Origin of the sequence: Lysinimonas soli, assembly GCF_042655435.1 — a bacterium.
GTDB lineage: Bacteria > Actinomycetota > Actinomycetes > Actinomycetales > Microbacteriaceae > Lysinimonas > Lysinimonas soli.
In genome coordinates, this window is record NZ_JBHSMG010000001.1 from 1 (window position 1) to 15529 (window position 15529).

The 15529-nt window shown below is 69.6% G+C and carries 17 protein-coding genes, 1 tRNA gene and 2 pseudogenes; 10 read left to right on the forward strand and 10 right to left on the reverse strand.

The window, feature by feature from the left end:
• Nucleotides 1-161: 161 nt before the first annotated feature.
• Nucleotides 162-1133: pseudogene (locus ACFPJ4_RS00005) on the forward strand (tyrosine-type recombinase/integrase); the annotation flags it as partial.
• Nucleotides 1134-1343: 210 nt separating this feature from the next.
• On the opposite strand, the gene ACFPJ4_RS00010 reads toward ACFPJ4_RS00005, so the two are convergent.
• The 4 genes and pseudogenes from ACFPJ4_RS00010 to ACFPJ4_RS00025 all read right to left on the reverse strand — a co-directional run bounded on the left by ACFPJ4_RS00010 (nt 1344) and on the right by ACFPJ4_RS00025 (nt 2755).
• Nucleotides 1344-1417: transfer RNA gene (locus tag ACFPJ4_RS00010), tRNA-Thr, on the reverse strand.
• Nucleotides 1418-1474: 57 nt separating this feature from the next.
• Nucleotides 1475-1627 (reverse strand): annotated as a pseudogene (locus ACFPJ4_RS00015) (2-nitropropane dioxygenase); the annotation flags it as partial.
• Nucleotides 1628-1699: 72 nt separating this feature from the next.
• Nucleotides 1700-2065 (reverse strand): DUF488 domain-containing protein, encoded by a 366-nt coding sequence (locus tag ACFPJ4_RS00020; protein WP_386738210.1) that lies wholly within the window; start codon nt 2063-2065, stop codon nt 1700-1702.
• 39 nt (nt 2066-2104) lie between these two features.
• On the reverse strand, nt 2105-2755 hold the full coding sequence (locus ACFPJ4_RS00025; protein ID WP_386739743.1) for a helix-turn-helix transcriptional regulator: 651 nt from the start codon (nt 2753-2755) through the stop codon (nt 2105-2107).
• Nucleotides 2756-2803: 48 nt separating this feature from the next.
• On the opposite strand from ACFPJ4_RS00025, the gene ACFPJ4_RS00030 reads away from it, so the two are divergent.
• A complete protein-coding gene (locus ACFPJ4_RS00030; RefSeq protein WP_386738212.1) occupies nt 2804-3184 on the forward strand; it encodes a cupin domain-containing protein in 381 nt (126 codons plus the stop codon).
• 69 nt (nt 3185-3253) lie between these two features.
• Nucleotides 3254-4327 (forward strand): DMT family transporter, encoded by a 1074-nt coding sequence (locus ACFPJ4_RS00035; protein WP_386738213.1) that lies wholly within the window; start codon nt 3254-3256, stop codon nt 4325-4327.
• Here ACFPJ4_RS00035 and ACFPJ4_RS00040 read toward each other — a convergent pair.
• A complete protein-coding gene (locus ACFPJ4_RS00040) occupies nt 4296-4853 on the reverse strand; it encodes a nitroreductase family protein (protein ID WP_386738214.1) in 558 nt (185 codons plus the stop codon). The genes ACFPJ4_RS00035 and ACFPJ4_RS00040 overlap by 32 nt on opposite strands.
• Before the next feature lie 30 nt (nt 4854-4883).
• Nucleotides 4884-5348 carry a peptide-methionine (R)-S-oxide reductase MsrB gene (gene msrB, locus ACFPJ4_RS00045; protein WP_386738215.1) on the reverse strand — a complete coding sequence of 155 codons (465 nt, stop codon included), beginning with the start codon at nt 5346-5348 and terminating at the stop codon, nt 4884-4886.
• A gap of 99 nt (nt 5349-5447) precedes the next feature.
• Here msrB and ACFPJ4_RS00050 point away from each other — a divergent pair, with 99 nt between their 5' ends.
• From ACFPJ4_RS00050 to groL, 5 genes are all read left to right on the forward strand, one after another.
• Complete coding sequence (locus ACFPJ4_RS00050) at nt 5448-6452, forward strand: DUF2332 family protein (protein WP_386738216.1); 1005 nt, start codon at nt 5448-5450, stop codon at nt 6450-6452.
• 71 nt (nt 6453-6523) lie between these two features.
• Nucleotides 6524-6826 (forward strand): DUF3263 domain-containing protein, encoded by a 303-nt coding sequence (locus tag ACFPJ4_RS00055; RefSeq protein WP_386738217.1) that lies wholly within the window; start codon nt 6524-6526, stop codon nt 6824-6826.
• Nucleotides 6827-7393, forward strand: a complete 567-nt coding sequence (locus tag ACFPJ4_RS00060; protein ID WP_386738218.1) for a LytR C-terminal domain-containing protein — start codon at nt 6827-6829, stop codon at nt 7391-7393.
• Between the two features lie 229 nt (nt 7394-7622).
• A complete protein-coding gene (locus tag ACFPJ4_RS00065; RefSeq protein WP_386738219.1) occupies nt 7623-7826 on the forward strand; it encodes a cold-shock protein in 204 nt (67 codons plus the stop codon).
• Nucleotides 7827-8209: 383 nt separating this feature from the next.
• Entirely contained in the window at nt 8210-9838 is a 1629-nt protein-coding gene (gene groL / locus ACFPJ4_RS00070; protein WP_386738220.1) for a chaperonin GroEL, read from the forward strand.
• A 207-nt stretch (nt 9839-10045) separates the two neighbouring features.
• Here the strand turns inward: groL and ACFPJ4_RS00075 are convergent, their stop codons facing one another.
• From ACFPJ4_RS00075 to ACFPJ4_RS00090, 4 genes are read right to left on the reverse strand one after another with little or no spacing between them, the layout of a single operon-like run.
• Nucleotides 10046-10576 (reverse strand): RDD family protein, encoded by a 531-nt coding sequence (locus ACFPJ4_RS00075; RefSeq protein WP_386738221.1) that lies wholly within the window; start codon nt 10574-10576, stop codon nt 10046-10048.
• 60 nt (nt 10577-10636) lie between these two features.
• Nucleotides 10637-10927: a WXG100 family type VII secretion target gene (locus ACFPJ4_RS00080; RefSeq protein ID WP_386738222.1), complete on the reverse strand. Its 291-nt coding sequence runs from the start codon at nt 10925-10927 to the stop codon at nt 10637-10639.
• Nucleotides 10928-10937: 10 nt separating this feature from the next.
• The gene (locus ACFPJ4_RS00085; RefSeq protein WP_386739744.1) at nt 10938-12626 is read right to left on the reverse strand and encodes a sensor histidine kinase; all 1689 of its coding nucleotides are present in this window, start codon (nt 12624-12626) and stop codon (nt 10938-10940) included.
• Between the two features lie 58 nt (nt 12627-12684).
• Nucleotides 12685-13377 (reverse strand): response regulator transcription factor, encoded by a 693-nt coding sequence (locus ACFPJ4_RS00090; protein WP_386738223.1) that lies wholly within the window; start codon nt 13375-13377, stop codon nt 12685-12687.
• 108 nt (nt 13378-13485) lie between these two features.
• Between ACFPJ4_RS00090 and ACFPJ4_RS00095 the strand changes: the two genes are divergently transcribed.
• Together ACFPJ4_RS00095 and ACFPJ4_RS00100 are read left to right on the forward strand one after the other, a co-directional pair.
• On the forward strand, nt 13486-13839 hold the full coding sequence (locus ACFPJ4_RS00095) for an ArsR/SmtB family transcription factor (RefSeq protein ID WP_386738224.1): 354 nt from the start codon (nt 13486-13488) through the stop codon (nt 13837-13839).
• A complete protein-coding gene (locus ACFPJ4_RS00100; RefSeq protein ID WP_386738225.1) occupies nt 13836-15518 on the forward strand; it encodes a SulP family inorganic anion transporter in 1683 nt (560 codons plus the stop codon). The genes ACFPJ4_RS00095 and ACFPJ4_RS00100 overlap by 4 nt, the downstream gene beginning before the upstream one ends.
• Nucleotides 15519-15529: the final 11 nt, after the last annotated feature.

The following is a 15529-nucleotide window of genomic DNA, read 5'->3' on the forward strand; positions in this document are numbered from 1 at the left end:
CGCATTACCGTGAGACACGAGGACCTCCTTGGGTCAGAGCGAAGTGGTAGCAGCTCCACTCTGCCGAGGAGGTCCTCGTCACATCACGAAACCCAGATCAAACAACGTCCCTGGGCACTACAGCTAGACCGGCATTCTCACGGTCAGTTGTGGAGGTAGTGGTGGGAAGCATCGAGGGATACGAATCTCGCAGTGGCCGTCGGTACCGGGTTCGTTATCGCAAGCCCGACCGTAGCCAGACCGACAAACGTGGGTTCCGGTCTAAGCGGGAGGCAGAGCTCTTCCTCGCCTCGGTCGAGGTCGCCAAGCAAACCGGCCGTTACATCGACCTGAGCCGGTCGCGGGTCACGATCGGCCAGTGGACGATTTCGTGGCTCGCCACGCGAACCGACCTTCGAGCTTCGACCCTCGATCGTGTGAGCGGCGTCGTCCGCAACCACATCGTCCCGACGCTCGGCCCGATCCCTCTCGCTGACTTCGGCCGGCTCCGCGCCCAGCAGTGGGCGTCGCAGCTGAGCGCGACGCAGAGCCCGGGATCCGTCCGCAAGATCGTCAACGTCTTGTCGAGCGCGCTGCAGCTCGCCGTTGACGACGGGCGCATCCCGGCGAACCCGGCGGCTCGACTCAAGCTCCCGAGGCAGATCAAGTCGCAGAAGCGCTTCCTCACCCACCAGCAGGTCGCCGAGCTTGCGGCGGCAGTCGACGCGAAGGAAGCCGGCGACGGCTTCGGGCTCCTCGTCCTGGTTCTCGCGTACACGGGCTTGCGATGGGGAGAGTTGGCCGGCCTCCGGGTGCGCGACCTCGACTTCCGTCGAGGACGCCTCGAAGTGTCGAGCACCATGATCGAGGTCAACGGCTACATGGAGGAGTCGACGCCCAAGGACTACGAGGCGCGCAGCATCCCGGTTCCCGCTTTCGTCCTCAGCCAGCTCGCCGAGCATGTCGACGTAAAGACCCCGAGCGAGTTCGTCTTCGTCAGCTCGAAGGCCGGCGCAGTACTCCGCAACCGGACGTTCAGGCGTGGATGGTTCGACGAGGCCGCCACGAGCATCGGCGTTCCTGGCCTGACGCCGCACGAACTGCGCCACACGTGCGCGAGCCTCGCGGTCTCGGCCGGCGCCAACGTGAAGGCCCTTCAGCGGATGCTTGGACACAGTTCTGCCAAGGAAACCCTCGACACTTACAGCGACCTCTTCGACGATGACTTGGATGCCGTTGCCACCGTTCTGAATGACATGGCGGCGGTTTCAGTTGTGGGCAAATCGTGGGCAAAACGGCCAGAGCGGGCCGTGCGGCAGTCGCTTCGTTCGAAGAAGCAGGCCTCTGACCGGCCATTCTCAACGAGCCCCGTGTCGGATTCGAACCGACGACCCCCGCTTTACAAGAGCGGTGCTCTGGCCAACTGAGCTAACAGGGCGGGCCCCGGAATCCCGGGCTTTCAGACTACTTTGCCCCGCCTTCCGAGGAGAACCGCGATGCGATCAGGGGCGTAGCCGTTAAGACCGTAGGAGCCCAATCCGCCACCGGTGCTGACCGTCGCGGCCAGTTCGACGGAGGAGAGCCCGCCGAACGGCCCGAGGAGGATGGGGGACTCGATGCCGAGTCGACTGGCGGCTCGATGGGTCATGCGTCCTCCGGCGATCGGCTGATTCCGCAGCGCCAGCAGGTGGCGGCATCGTTCTCGTTGAGGGCACCATGACTAATCCGTCCGATCGCCGTGCGGCAGGAGGTAGTCGCGGAGCACCGCGGCGTGGTTCACGTGCGGGTCGCGTGCCGCGTACACCAAGGTCACCCGCGGATGCTGCAGCAGCGATTCCCGCAACTGGTCGACGGCAGGATTGCCGTTCAGCTCGGCGCGATAGCGGCGGGCGAACTCATCCAGTTCGGCCGGGTCGTGTCCCCACCACGTGCGCAGTTGCGGACTCGGCGCGACATCCTTGAGCCAGGCGTCCAGCTCGGCACGGTCACGGGAGACCCCGCGCGGCCAGAGCCGGTCGACGAGTACCCGGTACCCGTCGTCCGGCGACGGCGGGTCGTAGGCCCGCTTGATCAGGACTTCCCCCACCTTCGCCACCTCCTGGTGATAAACCGGACAATACTCCTGTTAAGTGATCGGCGGTCCGACGGATGCCGGGTGTGCGTGCAGCGCGACCATGCAGAGTTCCGGCTCGACGAACGGGAGGAGCCGGACATCGGACGCAGCGCCGGCGAGCTGTTCGATGAGGCCGCGGTGGACAGCGCACACGACTTCGGGATGTTCGCGGGCCGCATCGCGGAACGGGCAGGCTCGCAGCATGATCGCGTCGGAGTCCGCGGCGGTTTCGGGTTCGAATCCGAGTCGTTCGAACACCTCGACCAGCCCCGGCACCGGGTCGTCCGGGTCGGGCAGTGCGAAGGCCTCGGCCCAGCGCCGCCCCGCGCGGGACGCGTCGGACTCGGCCTCGTCCTCGAGCGCCAGGGCCGCCGCGAGGACGTGGATGAGCTGCTCGCGGGCATCCTCGTCACGCACTCGGCCGGCGGGGGCGTAGAGCAGGCGGGGACGACCGCGGCGCTTCTCCACCCCGACCCGGCGTTGCGCGAGGCCCGCCGCAGCGAGCTGGTCGAGGTGGAAGCGGGCGGTAGTCACATGCAGCCCGAGACGGTCGGCGACGGCGGATGCGTCCAGCGGCTCGGACGAGGCGAGGAGGGAATCCAGAACCTGCCGGCGGCTGGTCGATGCCAGCGCGGCGTGGTATTCCTCGCTGCGGTCGATCATCACGCGCCGACTCTACTCGAATAAACAGGATGATGATACTTTCTATGCATGGACGACGCCACCGTGAATCCGGGCTACGAGGTGCTGATCGCGGACGCGGAGGCACTGCTGCGTGCCCTGCCGATCGAATCGGGGCGGGTGCGATCGCATCGGCTGTTCAAGTCCGCGGCGGTCACCGTGCTGGGGGTGGCGATCGATGGCGGTGCCGTCATGCACGAGCATGTCGTGGCGGTGCCGATCCTCATCCAGGTCGTCGAGGGCCGGGTCGCGCTCGAACTGCAGCAGCAACGGATCGAGCTGTCTGCCGGTGCCATCGTCCACGTCGACGGCAATGTTCGGCACGAGGTCGAGGGGCTGGAGCCCACCCGGTTCCTGCTCCTGTTGTTGGGAGGATCGGCGGACGCGTCGCATCCCTCGGGAACCGAGTGACAGCCGACCGCGCCACGACCACCGCACATCGGGGACGGCACACGCGACCCGCGCGCTAGCGTTGCGGTGATGCCCACTCCCGCCGATGACCTTCCGCCGGTGGTGGAGACGCAGCCCAAACCCGACGGGGATGCGGCAGAGGACTCCGCGCTCGTCCCGGTCGAGGCCGCCGCGCATCCGCTGCGCACCGCGCTCCTGCTGCTGGCGGCGTTCGGCACGGGGGTGCTGGTCGCCCTGCAGTCACGCATCAACGGCGAGCTCGGGCAGCGGCTCGGAGACGGCTTCGTATCTGCGCTCATCTCCTTCGGGTCGGGCCTCGTCATCCTCGCCGTTGCGAGCCTGTTCTGGCGGCCGGGCCGCCGGGGCATCGTGCGGGTCGCGACCGCGGTGCGGACCCGTCGGATCCCCTGGTGGTACGTGGTCGGTGGCTCAGCCGGTGCGTTCTTCGTGCTCTCGCAGTCGCTCGTCGTCGGGCTGGTCGGCGTCGCCCTGTTCACGGTCGGGGTGGTGGCGGGGCAGACCGTCAGCTCGCTGCTCGTCGACCGGCGCGGCCTGGGAACCGCGCGGCCGAAGCCGGTGACCCCGCAGCGCCTGCTCGGCGCGGTGCTCGCGCTCGTCGCCGTCGTGCTCGCGGCCTCGTCGGAGTTGCGTCCCGGCATCCCGCTGTGGGTTCTGCTCGTGCCGTTCGGCGCGGGGCTCGCCGTCGGTTGGCAGCAGGCGGTCAACGGCCAGGTCAAGGCGGTCGCCGGCTCGGCCTTCACCGCGACCTTCGGCAACTTCCTGGTCGGCGCGATCGTCCTGCTGGTCGCGGCCGTCATCCACACCGCGATCGTCGGATGGCCCACCCACTTCCCGGTGACGCCCTGGCTCTACCTGGGCGGCACGGTCGGCACGGTCTTCATCGCCGGGCAGGCGGCCATCGTCCGCAGCACCGGGGTGCTGCTCATGGGCCTCGCGGTGCTCTCGGGTCAGTTGGTGACGGCGGTGCTCTTCGACCTGCTGGCGCCGGTGCAGTCGCATGCGGTCGCGCCGGTCACGATCGCGGGGGCGGCCCTGACCCTGCTGGCCGTCGTGATCGCGGCGATCCCGCGCCGCCGTCGCAGCGCGCCGTTCACAACGAGCTCAGGTGATCCCGCGCCTTGACCGGTTCGCGGCGTCCGCTCTTGCCGTCGGGCTTGGCCCCCACGTAGAGCCAGCCCATCAGCCGCTCGCCGGGAGCCAGCTCGTGCGCCCGCGCGACGGCATCCGACCGCAGCTGCAGCCCCGTGCGCCACATGACGCCCCAGCCGGCCTCGTCGAGCAGCAGGCTCAGGGCGTGGGCGACACCGGATGCCGCGGCCTCCTGCTCCCACTCCGGCACCTTGATGCTCGGCTTCGGCGAGAACACGATCGCGAGCAGCAGCGGAGCCCGCAGCGGCTTGGCGGCCAGCTTCTCGGCGGCCGGCCCGGTCAGTCCCGAGGCCTCGGCGATCGCCGCACCGACCCGCTCGCGCGCCGGGCCGCGCACCGCGATGATCCGCCACGGGCGCAGCGAGGCGTGGTCGGCGAGCGATCCGGCGCTCGCGATCAGCGGCAGCAACTCGCGGGTGGTCGGTGCCGCATCCCCGACCGCGGGATACGAGCGGCGTGCGCGCAGAGCCGCCGCGACCGGACCGCGGGGCGAGGTCACCTGCAGACGCCGGTCACTCGCGGGCGCTCGTCATTCGGCCGCGGCATCCTGCTGAAACCCCAGCGACAGCGAGTTCATGCAGTAGCGCAGGCCGGTGGGCGTGCCGAAGCCGTCGTCGAACACGTGGCCGAGGTGCGAGCCGCAGTTCGCGCAGCGCACCTCGGTGCGCACCACCCCGAGCGAACGGTCCTCGATGAGCTCGACGGCATCCGGGTTCACCGAGTCGTAGAAGCTCGGCCAGCCGCAGCCGGAGTCGAACTTCGTGCCGCTCTTGAACAGCTCGGCCCCGCAGGCCGCACAGGTATAGAGGCCGGCGCGGCTCTCGTCGAGCAGTTCCCCGGTCCAGGCGCGTTCGGTCGCCGAACGGCGCAGCACCTCGAAGCGTTCGGGGCCGAGCTCGGCCTGCCACTCGGCATCGGTCTTCTCGACCGCGTAGTGCGAGGCGGCCGGGCTGCCGGGACCGGCCTCGGCCGGCGGGGTGGCGGGGGTGCTCATGAGGATCTCCGTTCGGGAGGATGTCGTGTTCCCCTATTCAACCCGAGTCGCGTCGCGAACGTTCCCACGCGGGTCGCCGCGACCGGGGAGGATGGCCCCATGAGCGCAACAGCGGACTGGTACCGACGTGCCGCCGTCGAACTCGCCGTCACCTCGGAGCGTCAGGTCGACTGGGCGCTGGGTGTCACGGGCGACCCCGAACTGCTCGCGCTCATCGAGGCGCTGCCGCGCGAGCACCGGCAGCCCTCGCTGCTGTTCGCGGCGGCGGCGTGGTGCGGCGCACCCGCCGCCGACTATCCGCGATGGCGCGACTGGGTCGTGGCTCATTGGGACGACGTCGCGGATGTCGCACGCACCCGTCGCACGCAGACCAACGAGGTCGGCCGCTGCATCCCGCTGCTGGTCGCGCTCGACCGCATCCCGGGGCCGATCGCCCTGCTCGAGCTCGGTGCGGCGGCGGGGCTCTGCCTCGCCCTCGACCGCTACTCCTACCGCTTCGACGACGACCCGCCGCTCGGGTCGGGCGAGCCCCTGCTCGCGACCACAACGACGGGCGTCGGCACCGCCCCGACCCGGATGCCCGAGATCGTCTGGCGCCGCGGTATCGACCTCCATCCGCTGTCGCCGACCGCGCCCGACGATCGGCGCTGGCTCGAGGCCCTGCTCCCGCCGGACCGTCCCGCTCGCCTCGCCCGGCTGCGCGCCGCGCTCGCGGCGGTGGCCGACGATCCTCCGCTCGTGGTGGCGGGCGATGCGCTGAGCGCCCTGCCCTCCGTCGCGGCGGTCGCGGCGGAGGAAGCCCCGGGGGCGAGCCTGGTCGTCGCCTCGCTCGGCACCCTGGTCTACCTTCCCCCGGCGGATCGCGCGGCGCTGGCCCCTGCGGTCCGGGAAGCGGGCGGGCGACTGGTCACCTTCGAAGCGGCGGGCGCCCTGCCCGGGGTGCTTGAGCGGATGCGCGGGCTGAGCGCGCCGCATCCGACCCCGTTCGTCCTGGCCCTCGACGGCGAGCCACTCGCCCACGCCGCGGCGCACGGCGACCGGATCTCGTGGTTGTCTCAGATCGGCCCCGCGGGGCAACCGGAACTCCCAGCCACGGGCACCTAGGATCGGCGGGACGCCGGAAGACCGGTGGGATGCGCCGGCTCGGCGCTCAACGGAAACGACGGAGGTGACCCGTGTCGGCTGTGCAGCACCACGTGGACGCCCCGCTCGACGAGCTCGAACTGCGCGTGCTCGACTTCGAGCGCGCCTGGGCCTCCCGTGTCGGCGCCAAGGAGGCCGCGATCCGCGCGGAGTTCGGCCTTCCCGCCGCCCGGTACTATCAGATGCTGTACGCGCTGATCGATTCGCCCGCCGCGCTGCAGCAGGATCCTCTGCTCGTGCGTCGTCTGCAGCGTCTGCGTGACGCTCGCGCGCGATCCCGTGCCGCTCGAACCTTCCGCTCCGACACCGCGACGACTCAGGACACGACCGACTAGATGGCCAGTTTTCCTCCCGATCAGTTCGACGAGATCCCCGGCGACCTCGCGCGCGTCGGCGCACATCGCGCCCCGCCCAAGGCCGGCCGCGGCTGGATCCGCGTCGGCTGGGCGGCGCTCGCCACGGTCGTGCTCGTCGTGGTCGGCCTCTTCGTGCTGTCGCGCCTGTACCCGGCGTTCAAGCTCGACCTTCCATTCGCCGGAACGTCGGCATCGGCCACCCCGACGCCCACGCCGAGCAAGACGGCCGATGCGGTGACCGACCCGACGAAGGTCGACCCCAAGCTCAAGCTGTCGATCTCGGTGCTCAACGGCTCGCCGACCGACGGTCTGCAGAACAAGGCCGGCGACGTCATCAAGGCGGCCGGCTGGCCGGATCCGGCGCGTGCCGACGCGTCGACCCGCGCCGAGAAGACGACGGTGGTCTACTACCGCTCCGCCGATTTCGAAGGCATCGCGCGCGGACTCGCCCAGTTGATCGGCGCCAAGCAGGTGCAGTTGTCGGATGCCTACCTCGGCGCGCCCGTGACGATCGTCCTCGGGTCCGACTACAAGCCCGCCGGCTGACCCCGCGTCCGTCGTCCCCCTCGGTCGCCGGGCCGCCGCCAGGACGCCCGCCGTTCCGCACCCCTCATGGCCCCCGAAAAGACGAACGTGTTACGCCCGCGTTTAATCTTTGTTGAAAGGCCGTCATCTGCCGCTCTGAGCGTGGCCTGGCGACGTTTTCGGGCTTTTCGCGACAGTACGATCGCGTCAGTCGTTTGCGCGACGGGTCGACACAGCGAGGAGCAACACCATGACGAACGGCACCGTCAAATGGTTCAACGCGGAGAAGGGCTACGGCTTCATCACGATCGACGGTGAGGGTCAGGACGTCTTCGTTCACTACTCCGCGATCGACATGACGGGCTACAAGGTCCTCGAGGAGGGTCAGGCCGTCACCTTCGAGGTGGGCACGGGAAGCAAGGGGCCGCAGGCCGAGGGCGTCCGACCCGCCTGACCCCCGTGGCGAGTCCGGGCACGCCCCTGCGCGCCGTCCGCGGCCTCTCGCTACCCGCCCGGTAGTCTCGCCGGCAGACGGCCCGTGGGCGGGGCGGTTCATCGTCAGGCTGCGGGCGCGGCATCCGGATCATGCGCTCGACGGATGCCGCACCGCAGCCGCCTTCTCGTCGCACCGCGGCTCACGATGGCTCTCCTCGTTCTGCCGAGGAGGTGCGCGACCCTGGTCGGCTCGCGCAGCTTGCACTCCCTCATGTCGAGTGCCAGAATGAGCTCTGGCACTCACACGTCGTGAGTGCTAAAGAACGCGTGGCGCGATCGAACGATCCGGGTCGCCGCGTTCGACTCTGCTTGGAACACGTCCGGGAGGGACGACACACACTTATGGCTAAGATCATCGCTTTCGACGAAGAGGCCCGTCGCGGCCTCGAGCGCGGCCTCAACATCCTGGCTGACGCCGTGCGCGTCACGCTCGGCCCGCGCGGTCGCAACGTCGTGCTGGAGAAGAAGTGGGGCGCCCCCACGATCACCAACGACGGCGTCTCCATCGCCAAGGAGATCGAACTCGACGACCCCTTCGAGAAGATCGGCGCCGAGCTGGTCAAGGAGGTCGCGAAGAAGACGGATGACGTCGCCGGTGACGGAACGACCACCTCGGTCGTGCTCGCCCAGGCGCTCGTCCGCGAGGGCCTGCGCAACGTCGCGGCCGGCGCCGACCCGATCAGCCTGAAGCGCGGCATCGAGAAGGCCGTCGAGGCCGTCATCAAGGAGCTCGTCGCCAACGCCAAGGAGATCGAGACCAAGGAGGAGATCGCGGCCACCGCCTCCATCTCCGCCGGCGACACCGAGATCGGTGCGCTCATCGCCGAGGCCATCGACAAGGTCGGCAAGGAGGGCGTCGTCACCGTCGAGGAGTCGAACACCTTCGGCACCACGCTCGAGCTCACCGAGGGCATGCGCTTCGACAAGGGCTTCCTGTCGCAGTACTTCGTGACCGACCCCGAGCGTCAGGAAGCGGTCTTCGAAGACCCGTACATCCTGATCGTCAACTCGAAGATCTCGAACATCAAGGACCTGCTGCCCGTCGTCGACAAGGTCATCCAGGCCGGCAAGCAGCTGCTCATCATCGCCGAGGACGTGGATGGCGAGGCTCTCGCGACCCTCGTCGTCAACAAGATCCGTGGCATCTTCAAGTCGGTCGCCGTCAAGGCCCCCGGCTTCGGAGACCGTCGCAAGGCGCAGCTGCAGGACATCGCGATCCTCACCGGCGGCCAGGTCATCAGCGAGGAGGTCGGTCTCAAGCTCGAGAACGCCACCCTCGACCTGCTCGGCCAGGCCCGCAAGGTCATCGTCACCAAGGACGAGACCACGATCATCGAGGGCGCCGGTGAGGCTTCGGCCATCGCCGGTCGCGTGAAGCAGATCCGTGCCGAGATCGAGAACACCGACAGCGACTACGACCGTGAGAAGCTCCAGGAGCGCCTCGCGAAGCTCGCCGGAGGTGTCGCGGTCATCAAGGCCGGTGCCGCAACGGAGGTCGAGCTCAAGGAGCGCAAGCACCGCATCGAGGACGCCGTGCGCAACGCGAAGGCCGCCGTCGAAGAGGGCATCGTCGCCGGTGGTGGCGTCGCGCTCATCCAGGCGGGCAAGAACGCCTTCGAGGGCAAGATCATCAAGGGTCTGACGGGAGACGAGGCGACCGGTGCGAACATCGTGCGCGTCGCGATCGACTCGCCGCTCAAGCAGATCGCGCTCAACGCCGGCATGGAGCCGGGCGTCGTCGTCGATAAGGTGCGTCACCTCCCCGTCGGTCAGGGCCTCAACGCCGCGACCGGCGAGTACGTCGACATGCTGGCCGCCGGCATCAACGACCCGGTGAAGGTCACCCGCTCCGCGCTGCTCAACGCCGCGTCGATCGCCGGGCTGTTCCTCACCACCGAGGCCGTCGTCGCCGACAAGCCGGAGAAGTCCGCGGCTCCCGCGGGCGACCCGACGGGCGGCATGGACTTCTAATCGCCGATGGCGATTCGACGTCGCATGCCGGCGTGAGCGCGGCAGCGTCCTGCGAACACTGAGCGCCGACATCACCGCCGAAATCGCAAGCGGGCGGTTCCTCTTCGGAGGGGCCGCCCGCTTCGCCGTGTTCGGGGTGCGCGTCGCGACTCGAACCGGATGGCGGGGGCCTCGAACCGGCCCGGTGGGCAGCCGGGGCGACCCGGCTCAGAGCGCGGGAGCCGGCGCGGTCGTCGCCATGACCCGAGTGCCCGCGACCCGGTCGTGCAGGGCGCGACCGGTCACGACGAGCAGCACGATCGAGACGGCCGGCACGGTGTACGCCCCGACGAGCGCGACCGTGGCCCAGATGGGCGGGCCGGCCGGTGCTCCCCAGAGCGCGAAGACGGCGGTGTGCGCGAGTTCCCACGGCAGCGCGTACTTGACCGCGTTGCGCGCCAGAGCCCGGGCGAATCCCGTTGCAGGTTCGCCGGGGCGCGGTCTCACCTCGAGTCGAAGCAGTCGCTTGCCCGGAGTCGCATGGCGGGCGGCGCTCTCGAACCCCGCGGCCACGATCGTGATCGGGGCGATCAGGGCGATGAACCCGACCAGGTTGCCCGCCACGGGGCCGACCGCGTGGGTGACTCCGCTGACCCACAGCACGGCGCCGGCGGCGGCGACCACTCCGATCCACGGGAGCATGCAGGCGATGTCGACCAGGGTCGCCAGCACTCGGGCCCCCGCCGTCCGCCTGGTCATGTCGCGATGCTATCGGCGCCGCGTCGCTCAGCAGGCGCCCGCGCCGCGCGGCTCGGCGACTCAGCCGTGGAACAGTCGTGCGTTCTGCTGCTCGACGTCGGCGTAGAGCTGACCCGCCTGAGCGAGCGCGGCGTTGATGTGCGCGAGGCTCTCTTCCACCCGCTGCTGCGTCGCCTTCCAGTCGCCCACGACCCCCTGGAAGGCGGTCGCCGCTTGACCGGACCAGCTCGACTGGAGGTTGACGAGCTGGCTGTGCAAGCCGCTCACCTCGGCCTGGATGCGGCCGACGGCCGCTCGCACGTTGCCGGTCGCCGCGACGACCGCTTCACTGTCCACCTGATATCGCGTCATGCCAGTCAGGCTAGGAGCGCGGCGCCTTCTCCTCGGCGGCCGCGGGCGCATCCGTTGACGACTCGGTGTCGGGCTCGCGGGGGAGGAGGGGAATGCTGACCCGGAAGGTCGCGCCGCCGCCCGGCGTCTCGACGACCTCGACGTGCCCATGGTGGTTCGCCACGATGCCGGCCACGATCGCGAGGCCCAACCCGCTGCCGCCGGTGTCGCGCGTGCGCGAGGTGTCGGCGCGCCAGAAGCGCTGGAAGATCTTCTCGCGCAGCTGGGGCGGGATGCCCTCGCCGTGGTCGACCACCGAGATCGCGCCGTAACCGCCCACGCGATCCACCTCGACCGCGAGCTCGATCGGGCTGTCGGGCGGGGTGAAGCGCATCGCGTTGCCGATCAGGTTGGTGATGACCTGACGGATCTTGTCCTCTTCGGCGAGCACGATCGGGCCGACATCGGGAATCGGCAGCGAGGCGGGGGCCGCGGTCTCGACCGAATTCGCTGCGGGCCGGCGTCGGCGCAGACGGGCAAGGGTGGCCCCGGCGAACGAGATCGGTCGCGGGGCGGCGGTGCCAGCCGGCGCGGGCGGCGCACCCTCCGACGGGGGCGTCTGCTCGGCGGGTGCCGGCGCGTCGAGCGACTCGGGCACGACGACCGTGATGCGGCGCAGCGGCGCCGAGGCGGTCGCGTCGAGGGCGGCATCCCGGGCGATCGGCAACAGGTCGACGGGGGCGAGTCGCAGCGGCTTCGCCTCATCGAGCCGGGCGAGCTCGAGCAGGTCTTCGACGAGGGTGCCCATGCGGATCGCCTCGCGCTCGATGCGATCCATCGCCTGGGCGACCTCTTCGGGGGTCTGGAGGGCGCCCATCCGGTACAGCTCGGCGTAGCCGCGCAACGAGACGAGCGGGGTGCGCAGCTCATGGCTGGCATCGCCGACGAAGCGCCGCATCTGCTCGACCGTGCGCTGCCGATCGGCGAACGCCCGATCGATGCGCGCCAGCATCGTGTTGAGGGAACGGTTCAACCGCCCGACCTCGGTATTCGGCGTGGCGCCGCCCAGCCGTTGGGTGTAGTCGCCCGCGGCGAAGCGCGCGGCCGTGGCTTCGACCTCGCGCAGGGGGGTGAAGGTGCTCGTCACGAGCAGCTGGGTCGTCGCGGCACCGAACACGATCACGGCGAGGGCGAAGCCGAAGAAGATCAGGATGAAGCGGGCGACTGAGGAGTCGACGTTGCTGAGGCTGAGTCCGATCAGCAGCGTCGCCGCCGCCGATCCGTTGTCGACGCGGATGGGGTAGGTGATCACCCGCCACTCCTGGGTGTGGCTGGCGTTGCTCAGGGTGATCGCGCCGTCGAGGTCGATCACATGGCTGAGCGTGAGCGACGAGGTCACCGGGCGCAGGCTCGCCTGGCTGGTGGTGAGGTTGTCGTCGATGATCTTGCCCGAGGCGTCCACGGCCGCGACGTAGTACGGGATCAGTCCCGCGCTCTGGTCGCCGAAGGTCTGGATGTCATCGATGCTGATGTTCGCCGGGAGGGCCTTGTAGGCGGCCGCGATCTGGGCATCCGTCTGATCGATGAGGTAGCCGCGCAGCACGCTCATCGTCCCGGCACCGGCGACGGCGAGCCCGAAGGTGAGCAGCAGCACCGTGACACCGGTGATCTTGGCGCGCAGCGAGATGCCGTTCCACCAGCGATCGAACGAGGCAGGCATGGTCGCCACGGGGAGCCTCCGGATCGGGCGTCGAGTGCGGCGCGTCAGGTGAGCCGCGTCAGACCTTCGCGGCCTTGAGCATGTACCCGAATCCGCGCTTGGTCTGGATCATCGGCTCGCTCGAGTGCTGATCGAGCTTGCGGCGCAGGTACGAGATGTAGCTCTCGACGATACCTGCGTCGCCATTGAAGTCGTACTCCCAGACGTGGTCGAGGATCTGCGCCTTCGAGAGCACGCGGTTCGGGTTCAGCATCAGGTAACGCAGCAGCTTGAACTCGGTGGGGCTGAGCTCCACCTGCTCGTCGCCGACGGTGACCTCGTGGGTGTCCTGGTCCATGGTGAGTTCGCCGGCGCGGATGACCGCGTCCTCCTCGTCGTGCATCGTGCGGCGCAGGATGGCCTTGATGCGGGCGACGATCTCGTCGAGGCTGAACGGCTTGGTCACGTAGTCGTCGCCGCCGACGGTGAGGCCGGTGATCTTGTCCTCGGTGTCGTCCTTGGCGGTGAGGAAGAGGATGGGCGCCGTATAGCCGGATGCCCGCAGCCGCTTGGTCACGCCGAATCCGTTCATGTCGGGCAGCATGACGTCGAGGATGATGAGGTCGGGTTCTTCTTCGAGCACGGCCGAGATGGCCTGAGCGCCGTTGCCGACCGCACGGACGGCGAAGCCGGCGAAACGCAGGCTGGTCGTGAGCAGGTCGCGGATGTTGGGTTCGTCGTCGACGATGAGGATCTTCGGGCCGTCGGTCATGGCACTAGTGTCTGCGCGTTCGCTGGGTGAATCCTGGGAACAACGGCTCGTGCGCTTCGAAAGTCGTCCGCGGGTACCGTCATCGCGACATGACGATATGATGGAAACGTGAATCCGCAAGATGCGCAACGTCCCCTCTACGAGGTCAAGGCGAACCTCTTCAAGGGGCTCGCGCATCCGGTGCGGGTCCGCGTGCTCGAGGTGCTCTCGGCCGCCGGCGAGGTCTCGGTGACCGAGTTGCTCGCCGACACCGGGCTGGAGCCCTCGCATCTCTCCCAGCACCTCGCGGTGCTCCGCCGCCACAACCTCGTCGTGGCCGAGCGCCGCGCCAGCCAGGTCTACTACCGGCTGGCATACCCGCAGGTCGCCGAGATGCTGCGGTCGGCCCGCTCGCTGCTGCTCGACATCCTCGAGCACACCCACCGACAGCTGGTCTCGACCACGAGCCTGCCCGAGCTATGAGCATCCGCAGTTACCTCCAGCCCCTGCTGCCGAGCACGCAGGACTATCGGCCCGTGGCACGCACCTGGCGCGGCGATCTGATCGCGGGCGTCACGGTCGGCATCGTGGCGCTGCCGCTCGCGCTCGCCTTCGGGGTGAGTTCGGGTGCCGGCGCCGAGAGCGGACTGATCACGGCCATCGTCGCCGGGATCGTGGCGGCCGTCTTCGGCGGCTCCAACATCCAGGTCTCGGGTCCCACCGGAGCCATGGTCGTCGTGCTCGGCCCGATCGTCGCGGCGCACGGCCCCGGTGTGGTCGCGGTCGTGAGCGGGCTCGCCGGCGTCGTCGTGCTGCTGGCGGGGGTGTTCAAGATCGGGCGGGTGGTGTCGTACATCCCCTGGCCGGTGATCGAGGGCTTCACCCTCGGCATCGCCGTGATCATCTTCCTGCAGCAGGTGCCCTCCGCGATCGGGGCGAAGGCCGGGCCGAGCACCAACGCCTTCGTCTCGGCGATCCAGTCGTTCTCGACGGTGTCGTGGCCCTCGGCGGGCTGGGCGCTGCTGACGGTCGCCGTCGTCGCGGCCATCATGCTGCTGGCACCGCGCATCCACCGGCTGGTGCCCGGGTCGATCATCGCGATCATCGTCGTGACGGTTCTCGCCTCGCTCCTTGCTTTGCCGTTGAGCCGCATCGGGCGGCTGCCCTCATCGCTGCCGGCGCCCCACCTGCCCTCGGTGGCCTGGGATGCCCTGCCCGGGCTGGCCGGCGCCATCTTCACGGTCGCCGCGCTCGCCGCCATCGAGTCGCTGCTGTCGGCGCGGGTCGGGTCCACGCTGGCCGACACCGGACCGTATGAACCGGATCGCGAACTGGTCGGGCAGGGCCTCGCCTCGATCGCCTCCGGCTTCTTCGGCGGGATGCCGGCCACCGGCGCGATCGCCCGCACCGCCGTGAACGTGCGCTCGGGCGGTCGCACGCGGGTGGCCGCGATCGTGCACGCGCTCGTGCTGCTCGGGATCGTCTACCTCGCGGCGAGCATCGTCTCGCTCATCCCGCTGGCCGCGCTCTCGGGCGTGCTGATGGTCACGGCGACCCGCATGGTCTCGGTGGCGACCGTGCGCAGCGTGGTCGGGTCGACCCGCTCCGACACGATCGTGTTCCTCATCACCGCACTGATCACGGTGTCGTTCGACCTCATCATCGCGGTGGGCATCGGCATCGTGGTCGCCGGGTTCTTCGCCCTGCGGGCACTGTCGCGCTCCGGCGGCGTGATCCGCGAGACGCTCCCCGGCACCACGCGGCCGGGAGACGAGCACATCGCGCTGTTCCGGCTCGACGGCTCGCTCTTCTTCGGCGCGGCCGAGCGCATGCTCGCCGCCATGAGCGGGGTGCGCGACGTCGACGTCGTGATCATCCGGATGTCGCAGCTCCAAGCCCTCGATGCGACGGGTGCCCGGGTCATCGCCGAGCTCGTCAACGCGCTCGAGCGGCGGGGGATCACGGTGCTCGTGAAGGGCATCCAGCCTCGTCACCTGCAACTGGTCACCAGGGTCGGGGTCATCGACTCGCTGCGGCACCAGAAGCATCTCTTCACCGACCTGGATGCCGCGGTCGAGCACGCGCGCGACCACGTGCGCCGAGCTGCCGAGTCCGCCGGCCGCACCGCGCCGTCGGCGCCTCCCGCCGCGTCGCCGGAGTAAGTCCCGGACCC

Excerpts from the sequence above, each read along its gene's own strand:
- ACFPJ4_RS00025 (WP_386739743.1), bottom strand. The coding sequence starts at position 2,755 with ATGATCGACCGCAGCGAGGAATACCACGCCGCGCTGGCATCGACCAGC.
- ACFPJ4_RS00030 (WP_386738212.1), top strand. The coding sequence starts at position 2,804 with ATGGACGACGCCACCGTGAATCCGGGCTACGAGGTGCTGATCGCGGAC.
- ACFPJ4_RS00035 (WP_386738213.1), top strand. The coding sequence starts at position 3,254 with ATGCCCACTCCCGCCGATGACCTTCCGCCGGTGGTGGAGACGCAGCCC.
- msrB (WP_386738215.1), bottom strand. The coding sequence starts at position 5,348 with ATGAGCACCCCCGCCACCCCGCCGGCCGAGGCCGGTCCCGGCAGCCCG.
- ACFPJ4_RS00050 (WP_386738216.1), top strand. The coding sequence starts at position 5,448 with ATGAGCGCAACAGCGGACTGGTACCGACGTGCCGCCGTCGAACTCGCC.
- ACFPJ4_RS00060 (WP_386738218.1), top strand. The coding sequence starts at position 6,827 with ATGGCCAGTTTTCCTCCCGATCAGTTCGACGAGATCCCCGGCGACCTC.
- ACFPJ4_RS00065 (WP_386738219.1), top strand. The coding sequence starts at position 7,623 with ATGACGAACGGCACCGTCAAATGGTTCAACGCGGAGAAGGGCTACGGC.
- groL (WP_386738220.1), top strand. The coding sequence starts at position 8,210 with ATGGCTAAGATCATCGCTTTCGACGAAGAGGCCCGTCGCGGCCTCGAG.
- ACFPJ4_RS00075 (WP_386738221.1), bottom strand. The coding sequence starts at position 10,576 with ATGACCAGGCGGACGGCGGGGGCCCGAGTGCTGGCGACCCTGGTCGAC.
- ACFPJ4_RS00080 (WP_386738222.1), bottom strand. The coding sequence starts at position 10,927 with ATGACGCGATATCAGGTGGACAGTGAAGCGGTCGTCGCGGCGACCGGC.
- ACFPJ4_RS00085 (WP_386739744.1), bottom strand. The coding sequence starts at position 12,626 with ATGCCTGCCTCGTTCGATCGCTGGTGGAACGGCATCTCGCTGCGCGCC.
- ACFPJ4_RS00090 (WP_386738223.1), bottom strand. The coding sequence starts at position 13,377 with ATGACCGACGGCCCGAAGATCCTCATCGTCGACGACGAACCCAACATC.
- ACFPJ4_RS00100 (WP_386738225.1), top strand. The coding sequence starts at position 13,836 with ATGAGCATCCGCAGTTACCTCCAGCCCCTGCTGCCGAGCACGCAGGAC.